The organism is Levilactobacillus tangyuanensis (assembly GCF_003946545.1).
GTDB classification, from domain to species: domain Bacteria; phylum Bacillota; class Bacilli; order Lactobacillales; family Lactobacillaceae; genus Levilactobacillus; species Levilactobacillus tangyuanensis.
The window spans coordinates 1-11,797 of the sequence record NZ_RHOA01000001.1; the positions used below are offsets into that span (position 1 = coordinate 1).

The 11,797-nt window shown below is 50.0% G+C and carries 10 protein-coding genes; 9 read left to right on the top strand and 1 reads right to left on the bottom strand.

All coding sequences use genetic code 11. From position 1 onward, the window contains the following. Window positions 1–99: 99 nt before the first annotated feature. The 9 genes from EKM96_RS00005 to EKM96_RS00045 all read left to right on the top strand — a co-directional run bounded on the left by EKM96_RS00005 (window position 100) and on the right by EKM96_RS00045 (window position 11,062). Window positions 100–576, top strand: coding sequence for a hypothetical protein (locus EKM96_RS00005; RefSeq protein WP_125638111.1), 477 nt, complete (start codon window positions 100–102; stop codon window positions 574–576). Between the two features lie 347 nt (window positions 577–923). Then, the gene (locus tag EKM96_RS00010; protein ID WP_125638114.1) at window positions 924–1,400 is read left to right on the top strand and encodes a hypothetical protein; all 477 of its coding nucleotides are present in this window, start codon (window positions 924–926) and stop codon (window positions 1,398–1,400) included. Window positions 1,401–1,683: 283 nt separating this feature from the next. After that, on the top strand, window positions 1,684–1,878 hold the full coding sequence (locus tag EKM96_RS00015; RefSeq protein WP_125638116.1) for a hypothetical protein: 195 nt from the start codon (window positions 1,684–1,686) through the stop codon (window positions 1,876–1,878). A gap of 179 nt (window positions 1,879–2,057) precedes the next feature. Next, the gene (locus EKM96_RS00020) at window positions 2,058–3,539 is read left to right on the top strand and encodes a DUF5776 domain-containing protein (RefSeq protein WP_164510935.1); all 1,482 of its coding nucleotides are present in this window, start codon (window positions 2,058–2,060) and stop codon (window positions 3,537–3,539) included. Window positions 3,540–4,043: 504 nt separating this feature from the next. Beyond that, on the top strand, window positions 4,044–6,605 hold the full coding sequence (locus EKM96_RS00025) for a SpaA isopeptide-forming pilin-related protein (RefSeq protein WP_125638120.1): 2,562 nt from the start codon (window positions 4,044–4,046) through the stop codon (window positions 6,603–6,605). Between the two features lie 3 nt (window positions 6,606–6,608). Further along, entirely contained in the window at window positions 6,609–8,048 is a 1,440-nt protein-coding gene (locus EKM96_RS00030) for a SpaA isopeptide-forming pilin-related protein (protein WP_125638122.1), read from the top strand. 31 nt (window positions 8,049–8,079) lie between these two features. Further along, the gene (locus EKM96_RS00035) at window positions 8,080–8,865 is read left to right on the top strand and encodes a class C sortase (RefSeq protein ID WP_125638124.1); all 786 of its coding nucleotides are present in this window, start codon (window positions 8,080–8,082) and stop codon (window positions 8,863–8,865) included. Beyond that, window positions 8,862–9,554: a class A sortase gene (locus EKM96_RS00040; RefSeq protein WP_164510936.1), complete on the top strand. Its 693-nt coding sequence runs from the start codon at window positions 8,862–8,864 to the stop codon at window positions 9,552–9,554. Before EKM96_RS00035 ends, EKM96_RS00040 begins: the two co-directional genes overlap by 4 nt. Window positions 9,555–9,742: 188 nt before the next feature. After that, on the top strand, window positions 9,743–11,062 hold the full coding sequence (locus tag EKM96_RS00045) for a replication-associated recombination protein A (protein ID WP_125638128.1): 1,320 nt from the start codon (window positions 9,743–9,745) through the stop codon (window positions 11,060–11,062). 269 nt (window positions 11,063–11,331) lie between these two features. Here EKM96_RS00045 and EKM96_RS00050 read toward each other — a convergent pair whose 3' ends face one another. Then, window positions 11,332–11,760, bottom strand: a complete 429-nt coding sequence (locus tag EKM96_RS00050; RefSeq protein WP_125638130.1) for a nuclear transport factor 2 family protein — start codon at window positions 11,758–11,760, stop codon at window positions 11,332–11,334. Window positions 11,761–11,797 lie beyond the last annotated feature (37 nt).

The window sequence follows — 11,797 nt, forward strand, 5'->3', positions numbered from 1 at the left end:
CGCCACAACTTCTATTTGATAACGGCCTGTTCTGGGATTGTCCTCAACGACTGGCTAACTTGTTCTTGCAATTTACGATAATCAATTGGAGGAATACATATGAAAGTTAAATTTTTGGTAGCAGCAGTCTTGAGCCTGGGCCTTGCCGGAACAGTGACAAGCTTTGGCCAACCGGTCAACGCCGCAGCGAAGTCGAAACGGATGACATACTACAAGACGATGCCCAAGGCTTTACGCGGGACTTGGCAAGAGAAGAGTTACTCTAAGTACAAGAAGGGCATCAAGGTTAGATGGACGTACACTTTCAAGAAAAACTCTTACTCCATGAGAATGGATTTTAAGGGTGGTCATAAGAAGTCCAAGACCATTAATTTTTCTAAAAAGGAAATTGGTGGCATGAACTATGATCGTAAATATAAAGAGTATAATGTCTATCCTGGTGGGTCATCGATTCCCAAGAGTAAGCTACCTTATGCCGCTTACCTGACGTTCACCGCTGGCAAGCACAACGGTAAGAAGGCACTGGGACAACATGCCATCGCCGATGACAAGATTTTCTATTTTTACCGCAAATAAGCAATCGTCGCTAGGTTGGCTTATCAATAAGTCTGGCGTACTTTAGCGACTTACGAGAGGTCGTCCCAAATTATTGGGCGGCCTCTTTATTGTTCTTAGGCGACGAATTTATAATTGAAGGCATCGCTCTTAGGATATTAGAAGAAGACTCACAGTCTGGGGCCTTGGAAATCGAATCACCACAACGCTACTACGAGGTGGAGGCAGACGATGAGCCGGGGAGCACCATAAGCAACCGGTTCAACAATGCCACAATCGACAAATATTTATGTATTCCGATGGTTAACATGGTGCTATACTTATGAGGTAATTGATGGTTTAAATGATAATCAATCGGAGGCGTACATATGAAAGTTAAATTTTTGGTAGCGGCAGTCTTGAGCTTGGGGCTTGCCGGCGCAGCGACAAGCTTTGGCCAACCGGTCAACGCCGCAGCGAAAGCAAAGCGGGTGACGTATTACAAGACGATGCCTAAGGCTCTGCGAGGAACCTGGCAAGAAAAGAATTACTCGAAGTTCAAGAAGGGTATCAAGGTTAGATGGACCTACTCCTTCAAGAAGAATTCCTATTCTATGAGAATGGACTTTAAGGGTGGTCATAAGAAGTCTAAGACCATTAATTTTTCTAAAAAGGAAATTGGTGGTATGTTCTATGATCACAAGTACAATCGGTACAGCATCTATCCTGAAACGCCCAATCTGCCTAAGAGCAAACTGCCTTATGCGGCGTTCATGACGTTTACCGCTGGCAAGCACAATGGTAAACAGGCACTGGGACAGCATGGCATGGCCGACGATCACTTGCTGTACTTCTACCGCAAATAAATAATTACAGATAATTTGATACAAGCTCAAGATTAATTGATTAACGGGACGACAAACAGATTTTATGTTTGTCGTCCCGTTTGTTATTGAGGATAGATGTCGAAATTATCGTAGCGTATACAGACTTTTTTGACTAGATATTACCCCTTTTCCAGGTGTAGATGTGCTACACTATGACCGTTGAATAAAACAATGATGGATAGTGATAATTCTAGTGGTTACTTTGATTTGGTGGCTATAGAAGCATAGGGAGATCCGGAACATACTAGGAGGAATATCGCTCATGAAACGAAGCGTGCTGGGGCTGGCAGTCGTAGCGGGAGTGGCTTTTTGTGGTGTTCAGGTATCGGGAACGGTGCCCATATTTTCAATGATTGGAACAGAGGTCGTTGCCCATGCATCGGATGCAACAACGGTTGTCGATTCCGATCCGGGGTCAACAGAAAAGTCTGAGTTAGGGACTTGCCATGGAAATTAACGGCAGATGGCGTTCTGCATGTTGGAAGTGGTGAGTTGCCGGCAGCTACGAAGCCATATAGTAATTATGAGACACCCTTTTTCTATATTCAGGTTCGAGAAGGCGGCGACCACAATAACTATGAATTTAATACGATATCATTTGATGGTAAAGTCACAACACCTAAGAATGCATCATTTATGTTTGCTAATTTTTTGACGAGTACCCCGCCGCAGATTAGAAATTGGCAAAACGTGGATACTAGCAATTCGACCAACTTTGCTTTTATGTTTTTGGATAGTGGGCAGGATACGGTTGATGTATCCAAATTTAACACGAGTAAGGCAACGGACATGCATGGCATGTTTAGCAGTACGCCTCTTGTTACCGGCTATGAGAATCTGGATACAAGTCACGTTACGGATATGAGTAGCATGTTTGATGGTTATGGTGATGAAGATAAGCCAGCTTCTTTGGATTTATCGAAATTTAATGTTGGCAACGTAAGCGCGGCTGAATCGACGACGCAATTTGGGCAAATCATACATGGTTCAAGTGGGTTCTATAGAATGTTTAATGATGTTCAAGTTAAAAATCTTAATATTGGTAATTGGAAACCCAGCGTGCCGCTAACCAATATGTTTGATGGCTCTTATGCATCCCAAATAAGTAGGCTCACAGTAAGTCCGCAGGACAACTTAACTGATTCAGCGTTACCCGAGTTGGACACGGTTAATAACCCTGATTTGGCTGGGTATACTGGAAAATGGGAAAGCATTAACGATCAATACTTAAAGCCCAATGATCAAAGTAAAACCACGTACACGTCGGCTGAGCTGATCAGCAAGTACGATGGGAGCACAGCGCCAGCTGGCAATCAAACGTATCAATGGGAACCAGCAGTCACGCCAGGTAATCCAGTGACGATTCATTACGTGGACCAAGATGGCAAGCCGATTCAGGCCGACGGGCAGCTGCCCGGTGCGTTAGGGGATAGCTACATTGTTAAGCCGACTGCCATTAAGGGGTATCAATATGTTAAGGCTACTGCGGGCTCGCTGGCGGGGACGTTTACGGCCGATCCGCAGAGCGTCACCCTGTCCTATAAGGTAGCGCCAGTAACGCCGGCCGGTAATGGCACCGGCACGTCGACCAGTGAGTCGTCCAGCTCGAGTGATAGCTCTTCGACTAACGCTAAGAAGCAGCCAGTCGTCATCGCCGACAAGGACCGGGCAATCACGGCGGTTAAGAAGATCGGCTTCTATAGAACGCCAAACTTTAGTAAGAAGACCCGGCAATACGTCTACGCCAAGCAGAACCGGTCGATGCGGCCACAGTTTGTGATTACGGGCGTGGCACACGCCAAGAACGGCGTTAAGCGGTACCTGGTTCGGGATGTGACGACTGGCTCCAAACGATACGGCAAGACTGGCTATATCACGGCCAAGCAGGCTTTTACGGTTCACACGTACTATCAGCATAATCCTAGGCGCGTCAAAGTCATCTTGGCCACGAATGCCTATCGGGATAAGGCACTTAAGCATCAAGCCAAACACTTGAAGCGCGGAGCGGTCTTGCAGGTTAAAAAGATCGTGCGGTATCATTTAACGACGCGGTTGGAGCTCGTTGACGGCAGCTTCGTTACGAGTAATAAAACCCACGTGATTGAACAATCGAAGTAGTGGTCAATTTGATGGAAACCAAAGAGAGGGATGCTCATACGAGCATCCCTTCTTTTTATGTCGGCCAGCACGTAGCTACAGAAAAAGCTGCGTCCCAACGAATGACTCTTCTATAGTAGAAACCACTTCTAAACCAATACGGTAATGAGCGAGATGATCACCCTAAATGCTCGCTACAACCTGGTCAAAACATCAACAGCAATAGCTTATCTTCAAAAACTTTGCCACCAATTTTTTCGTATGGAATTGGTCACCAGCATCGGCCAGACCTAGCCGCCATCCAACCAAATCCTTGTCAAATCAACGTTTTAACGCCGCCGGATGCCCATAACACCTCAACTAATTTAACCCAAACCACAATCGTTTTACTATGTAACACAACAATAGACTTAATGTTATTAGTATTTACATATAGTATTCATAAATAATTCACATTTCGTTGTTATTCTTAAATCACTGAAGAAGAGACGACTCGCAACCCGCTTTGATATGGAGGTGTCCCCCATGAAAAAATGGCTACGAATCATTTTAATCATCACTTGCCTCATTGGCGTGACTTCACTACTGGGTCAGGCTAAGAAGTGCAAGACAATCATTCAATCAGCTGCTATCCATGACCAAAGCGGTAGAGTTGTTGAAAGCATCCCAAGTCACCAACCACAGGAAGTACAAATGGCGTTAACACTTGACCTTCCTGCTGGCGACACGGTGATTGCACTGGCAGACCAGGACCAAGCAGAATTTGTTCCTGGCGAAATCACTGAATTAGAGGCAGCTGAAGGCATCACGGCCGAAGTTGACCAGCAGAAACAATTAAAGCTGAACAACAGCCAGGACAAGGCACAACAGGTTGAACTCCTGGTGCCAATCAAGTTGGCTAACCCACTACTTATCAGCGACCTAGAACTGAAGTTACTGGTAGTCGACAAATCAGAAAAATTCAAGCTTGCTAAAGTTGCGGTGACTTCCGAAGAAGACGAAGACGCTGAAGAAGCAGCGAAGGAATCCTCAAAGGTGAGTAGCAGCGACGACAGCAAGGACCAAAACAGCAGCAACGACAATGACGCCGTAACTTCCAGCTCACAGTCAGGCACACAGCCTTCCGCAAGCCCACGGGTAAAGAAGGCCGAAACTGACAACAGCGACCAGGCAACTGAACCAGCTAAGGAAGAAGCGGTAAAGCAACCTGAAACGAAGGCGTCAAAGGTGGCAACGCCACAATTTCCATCCGGCGCAGGCATCAACGTTCACCGGGCACAAGTCCAGGTGGGCAGCTGGTCAGACAGCCTCATCGTTGGCGGTTCACTGCTAGCCAAAGACAACGTGAAGCTTCACGAAAAAGTGTACGATGGCGTAAGCATCACGTCGGGCGGATACTACGTCCCTAACAGCTTTGAAGACCGTTACCACGTTTCATACATGAGAAAGGGCGATATCGACGGCCCACCAGCTGGCGAAAAAGCATACGCAGTAGCGGTTTCCGGTAAGCCAGAAGAAGACAAAGACGACGACATCTACGTTTACTACAGCAACGTTGGGGCATACACGGACTCCGCATCGGCTGACACGCCGACGGAACCAATGGGCGCCATCGTTAAAATCTCAAACATCAAATACCACAAAAAGATTACTGGTAAAGATGAAGACGGCAAGGCCTTCATCGACTTTTCCAACAATTTCTACTCCGGCATGGTATACAACGGCATCGAGACGCTTGACATGGACGTAACGTTCACGACGAGTGACTGGAGCCAGGCGCTGGTGTTCCCAGATCTCGACATTAATGGCGACGCTCGGAGCTACTTCACTTTCGGTTCGCTAAACGGGAACAAGCCCTTTGAACACGAATGGGCAGGTAGCCGGTTAGAGCTTCCAGGGAAAGTGGCACCAGGGGCTAAGATCACTTACCGCGGAGAAGGTTGGTATGAAGGAACTGGCGTTGGTGTTACGAACAAAGAAACTTACGATGGCAAAGATGGTCCGGCAGACTGGGGTGACTACCTTGGGTCCAGCGACTACGAGCTGGGCGCGGTATCCTTCCCGCTGGTTGGTCAAGACCAACTATTCAAGTTAAAGAGTGAGTCCGGCTTCACTTGGCAGTCCTTCTCCAGCGGCTACGTAATGCCACTGGAACCAGAAGCACCGCAGAAACGGGTTCACCGGACTGAAGAAGTTGGACTGGACAATAACAACTTAGATGGCGTGACGGTTGACCGTGACAATGACAACCACAACGTTCTGTACTACACGATTTACCAGAAGACTTACAGCATTCCAAACGACTCCATTGCTAAGCCAAACGCGATTACGTTACGCGACCAGTTACCAGCTGGCTTAAAGTTTGACAAGGACGATGTTGAACTGTTCAACACGGACGGCAAGCGGATTCCACTGAAAGGTCCAATGACTGGCGACATCAAAATCTCAGACGACGGCAAGCTGACTTACAAGTTCTCCGAAAAGGAAATCGAAGCCCTAACGTTTGACGGCAAGTCCTTTGCCATCCGGATCAAGACGACGATTATTGACGACAACTTCGTTGGAACTTTCAAGAACCGGGCGAGTGTAACGTTTAACTCCGGCAAGGGCTACACTTGGCGCAAGCGCACGAACGAGGTGGTAACGCACTTCAAGCGGGGCACTTACCAATTCCAGAAGGTTGACGGCACGACTGGCAAGGCCCTCGCTAACGCTGAGTTCGTGATTCAAAACGCTAAGGGCCAATACCTGACTTTCAACAGCAACGGCCTGATGACGGGCTTGGTAGACCGCCAGAGCAAGGCAACGACGCTGGCGGGTGACGACAACGGTCACTTCAAGGTGACGGGTCTCCCTCACGGCGACTACAAGCTCATCGAAACGAAAGCACCAGACGGCTACGTAAATGGCGGCACGCATGACTTCACGGTTTCTAACCAGGCTCAAGCGACGCCAGCCAAGATTCAAAATGACCCATACAGCCTCCCCGTAACTGGGGGCCACGGCATCATCTGGGTAATTGTTGCAGGGCTCATACTCGTCCTATCGTCTCTCGCCATTTGGCGTGCACACCCTAGAGGAGGATAACCCATGAAATTAACGACTTTACGCCAACTGGCAGTGACCGTTCTGGTCGCCTGCGGCATGACATTTAGCGGCCCAGCAGCGGCCCAAGCGAGCAGCTCGGCACCGGAAACGGTGACGATGAAGCTGCACAAGTTAGACAACCAGTCGACGCAAACGATTAAAAACACTGGGGAAGAAATGGCCCTCCTGGATGGCATGACACCTTACGACCCGAGTAAATTCGGTGATGTGAGCTACAGCGTTTATGACCTGACGGACCTATTCGCCAAGCGCGGGATTGAAAGTGGCAAGGTCACTGACGATGAATTCACGGCGGCTCGTGACCAGCTGATTAATGACATCACGAACGGCAAGACGGAACCAGAAGATGTGCTCGAGGCGCAAAAAGACTTCGTGGCGGCTAACGACCTGAAGGCCATCCGGACGGAAAAATTAACTGGCCAGAACAGTAGCCTGGTTTTCCCAGGACTAAACAATCGGGGCTTCTACCTGATTATGGAAACGGCCGCACCGGAGCACCATTTGACAGGTGTGTCGGCGCCCATGATTGTGGCGCTACCACTGAACGACAAGGACACGATTCACCTCTACCCAAAGAACCTGGTTGCCCGGGATGTTGACCCCGAGATTCACAAGGTGGGGATCGACCCAGCAGACCCAACGAGCGACACACACGTGGCCCTGAACGAGGTTAAGTTCACGCTGAAACGGGCGGACGGTTTAGGGGAAATCAAGACGTTGGTGACTGACAAGAACGGCGACATCGAATTCGGTGGCTTAGAAGTTGGCACGTTGTATGTGTTAACGGAAGCGTCCATCTCGCGGTACCCATGGTACAACCAGGCGGATGTTAAGGACGGCAAGATTTCTTTATCATTCATGGTCGACAAGACGGGCAAGGTTTATCCAAAGGACATGCAACCGAACAAAGACTACTTCAAGATTGACGGCACGCGGATTGGGATTCTGAATCACCTGATTCTAGGCGGCGCGGAATTCAAGAAGGTTGATGCGCAGACGGACAAGGGTCTGGCGGGTGCGAAGTTTAAGGTCCAGAAGATTGACCACACTGGCAAGATTTTCTGGGCAGTATTCCAAGACAAGACTTTTGTTAAATGGGTAACGGACAAGGACCAAGCAACGGCATTAACTTCCGGGGACGACGGCAAATTTGACTTCACGGGCGTGCCTTACGTGTACGACAAGCGCAAGGGCAAGGTCACTTACAACCTGATCGAAACGCAAGCGCCGGTGGGCTACGCACCGTTGAAGAAGGCCACAACGTTTGAAATCAATGACAAGACTGAACTCAAGACGATTCAAAACGAGCGTCATGCGCTCCCAGTTACTGGGGGAATGGGAATCTGGCTGTTTATCCTCATCGGGATGCTCCTGATGGGTGGGGCCGGTTACCTGTACCGTCGGCAACGGAACGCCGCGTAACTTAGACAATTAAAGAAAGGGGGACCCCGACATGCGTAAATGGCTCGTAATCCTACTATGTTGCTTAGGACTAGGCTTGATTAGTTACCCAGCCGTGAGTAACACGGTAACGGAATGGCGCCAGCAGGGGGTCCTCGATGCGTATAAGGAACAATTACGGACGGCGAACACTGCCCAACGCAAGGCGCTACGGCAGGCCTTACAGCGGCAGGAAGCGATTAACCGGACGACGGTGAAAGACCCGTTCAAGGAAGATTCAGGACAGTTTGTGGACACGACGCCACTGGCCCTGGTGGCGATTCCTAAGATTAACGTGGAGCTCCCGGTCTTTGCGGGAGCCAGCGAAGACGTGTTACAGAAGTATGCGGGGTTGGTTCGGGGAACGGACGTCCCGCAGGGCAAGCGGAACCAGCACAGTATGATTACGGCCCACCGGGGACTTCCCGGAGCGCAACTCTTCACCGATTTACCGCGGCTAAAGAGTGGGGATCGATTCTACCTGAAGAATGCCTATGGGCTGATGACGTACGAGGTAACGGACGTGCGAACGGTGAAGCCGAGTACGCGGCAACTCATTCAGCGCGACGCAGAGATGAATCAAGTGACGCTGATGACCTGTACACCGTATATGATTAATTCACATCGACTACTGGTGACGGGACAGCGCATTCCAAATGCAACGCAGACGATTCCTAAGGGACAATTTGTCTGGGACTGGTACAAGATTGGGCTGCTAGTGTTAGCGGGTCTGCTACTCCTCGGTGGGGGATGGGCGGGCTACCGGCGTTACCAACGAGCGAAGGAGGAAGCGAAATGACGAATCGTAAACGACTTTTCAAGTTAAGCTCCCTCTGGCTGTTGGTGATGTTTCTGGTCGGGAGTGGGCTGGTCCTGCTAGCCCTGACGCAAAGTCACTCGGTGTCACGCATGGGTGAAACGGCTATGCGGAAGATGACAGTGGAAAGCGTGCAGCGAGTGACGGAGGCGTCTAAAGGCAAAACAGCCCCGTTCAACTATGCCAAGACTTCCCAGTTGACGCCACTTACGGTTGGTGGTTACGAAATCAGAGAATTGACTGGACACAGCGGGTACGACGGTGCGGTTGGCCAGCTTCGCGTTCCAGCGGTGGGGGTCAACCTACCGATTGGAATTGGCGTCAGTAATGCCGTCATGGTTCGTGGCGCAGGAACGCTCAAGGCTGATCAACGGATGGGCCAAGGCAATTACGCGCTAGCGGGCCACTATATGACATCGAAACAACTCCTGTTTTCACCGCTGAAGCAGGTTAATCAAGGGGATAGCGTGTATCTGTCGAATGCGAGTCAGGTCTACCGGTACCGGGTAACGCGGGTGCGAGTGGTCGACCGGCATAAGGTGGACGTTATCGATGATGTGCCAGGGCAGAAGCTAGTGACTCTAGTGACTTGTGCCTCGGCTAAGCGAAGCGAACCTAACCGGCTGGTGGTCCAGGGACAACTCGTTTCCGTAAAACGAGTGGCCACATGATGGGCTGGGAAGGGCAGTGTTGAATTGAAATCCGGTGACGCCTTGGAGGGACGTCACCGGATTTTTTTGTTGGGCGGAAATCATTCTCGTGGGGGACTGATCGGCGAGAGGTCTTTCATTGACTGTCACGTTACGTCATGGTTTAGACTGAATCATGACGTTAAATCTGAAAGTGGGGTGGCTTATCTATGAAACAGGAATCACTTTTCGCCAATCAACCCGAGAATACCCCATTAGCGAGCCGCGTGCGGCCCAGGGACCTGAACCAGTTCGTGGGGCAACAGCATCTCCTGGGACCCGGGAAAATTTTACGCGAAATCATCGAAAATGATCAGGTATCGTCCATGATCTTTTGGGGTCCGCCGGGTGTTGGCAAGACGACGCTGGCGGAAATTATTGCCCGGAAAACGAAGTCGAGTTTTCTAAGCTTCAGTGCCGTGGATAGTGGGATCAGCAAGATTAAAAAAATTATGAAACAGGCAGAACTTGACCGCGAGATTGGCGAGCGCACCATGGTTTTTGTGGACGAAATTCACCGGTTCAATAAGGCCCAACAGGATGCTTTCCTACCCTATGTGGAGCGGGGGAGCATCATTCTCATTGGTGCCACGACCGAGAATCCCTCGTTTGAGGTGAACTCGGCCCTGTTGTCGCGGTGCAAGGTCTTTATGCTTCACGAGCTGAAGCAGGCCGACATTGTGACGTTGGTCGAGAATGCCCTCAATAATCCGGAGGGCTATGGCAAACAAACCATCAAGATTGGTCAGGATGAGATTCAGGCGATCGCTAATTTTGCCGACGGCGATGCCAGAATGGCGTTGAACACGCTTGAGATGGCCATCTTGAATGGCAACAAGACCGATGAAGGAACCACGGTGAACATGGCCGACCTCAGTCAGCTGATTACGAAGAAATTTGTCCTCTACGATAAGACCGGCGAGGAGCATTACAACATCATCTCCGCGCTGCATAAATCCATGCGCAATAGTGATGTGGATGCCGCGATCTACTGGCTGTCGCGGATGCTGGAGGGTGGCGAGGACCCCTTGTATATCGCCCGGCGGCTAGTCCGCTTTGCCAGCGAGGACGTGGGCCTGGCGGATACCAACGCCTTGAACATCGCGATTAACGTGTTTCAGGCCTGCCAGTTCCTGGGGATGCCCGAGTGTGATGTCCACCTGGTCGAGGCCGTGACCTATTTATCGTTGGCCCCGAAGTCCAATGCCATCTACAAGGCCCGGCTGGCGGCGGCCAAGGATGTGAAGGAGACCGCCAACGACCCCGTGCCGTTACAGATTCGCAACGCGCCAACCAAGTTGATGAAGGACTTGGGCTACGGCAAGGGTTACGAGTTGGCCCATTACGCCAAGGATAAATTAACCACGATGAAGACCATGCCACCATCCGTGGATGGACACGAATATTATCTGCCCACCAGTGAAGGTAACGAACGGCGCTTCAAGGACCGCTTAGCGCAAATCAAGGCGTGGCATGAAAAGAATGGTTAAATCAAAAGAGAGTGGGACAAAAGGCGGTTAGCCGGCGAGCATTAAGGCTGCTAGCCGAATAATCCTGGTCTTGGATTGTTTGGCTAGCAGTTTTAAGCGGAACCGGGTGCCTTTTTTCGCACGTTTCGGCCATATAAATGAGTACACGAAAAAAGAGTCTGGGGTTTTTCCCCAGACTCTTTCTAATAGTTACGAGTCATTGTCGTTTAGGTAGTAAATGTTTGCAATGCCCCGAGCAGGATTTGAATCTGTCATGAATTAGACAGAGATTAGACGAGCGGCTTGTCGCGATCGAAGGCCATGTCCATTGGCCGGATGACGGACCAAGTGGAATGAATGACCTGCCAGTCGTCGTCCACGCGCTTGAAGACCTCGATGCAGTTGTAGCGCATGTCATTTAACGTGGTTTTCGCAAACAGCTGGTAGGTGAGGACGGCCATGTCATCGACGGCTTGGACCCGTGGCGTTTCGAAATCGTAGCTGTCGGCGTATAGTTTTCCTTCGACATTGGCTAAAACGAAGTCTTTGATTTCGGCATAGGAGTCGACTCGTTTGGCCTTGAAGCTATCGAAGTAGGAAAAGTCCGTCTGGGACCAAAGATTGAGGTAACCTGAGGTGTCACCCTTAAACCATTTGTCTAGGGCGGCCTTTTCGCGGGCAATGATTTGGTTGGTTAAATCGGTATTTTCGGTAGTCATTAGTTATCTCCTGACGTGATTGAATGGGTGGTTACGA

Coding starts and splice junctions, on each gene's coding strand:
- EKM96_RS00050 (WP_125638130.1), bottom strand. CDS start 11,760: ATGACTACCGAAAATACCGATTTAACCAACCAAATCATTGCCCGCGAA.
- EKM96_RS00030 (WP_125638122.1), top strand. CDS start 6,609: ATGAAATTAACGACTTTACGCCAACTGGCAGTGACCGTTCTGGTCGCC.
- EKM96_RS00040 (WP_164510936.1), top strand. CDS start 8,862: ATGACGAATCGTAAACGACTTTTCAAGTTAAGCTCCCTCTGGCTGTTG.
- EKM96_RS00020 (WP_164510935.1), top strand. CDS start 2,058: ATGTTTGCTAATTTTTTGACGAGTACCCCGCCGCAGATTAGAAATTGG.
- EKM96_RS00035 (WP_125638124.1), top strand. CDS start 8,080: ATGCGTAAATGGCTCGTAATCCTACTATGTTGCTTAGGACTAGGCTTG.
- EKM96_RS00045 (WP_125638128.1), top strand. CDS start 9,743: ATGAAACAGGAATCACTTTTCGCCAATCAACCCGAGAATACCCCATTA.
- EKM96_RS00025 (WP_125638120.1), top strand. CDS start 4,044: ATGAAAAAATGGCTACGAATCATTTTAATCATCACTTGCCTCATTGGC.
- EKM96_RS00005 (WP_125638111.1), top strand. CDS start 100: ATGAAAGTTAAATTTTTGGTAGCAGCAGTCTTGAGCCTGGGCCTTGCC.
- EKM96_RS00015 (WP_125638116.1), top strand. CDS start 1,684: ATGAAACGAAGCGTGCTGGGGCTGGCAGTCGTAGCGGGAGTGGCTTTT.
- EKM96_RS00010 (WP_125638114.1), top strand. CDS start 924: ATGAAAGTTAAATTTTTGGTAGCGGCAGTCTTGAGCTTGGGGCTTGCC.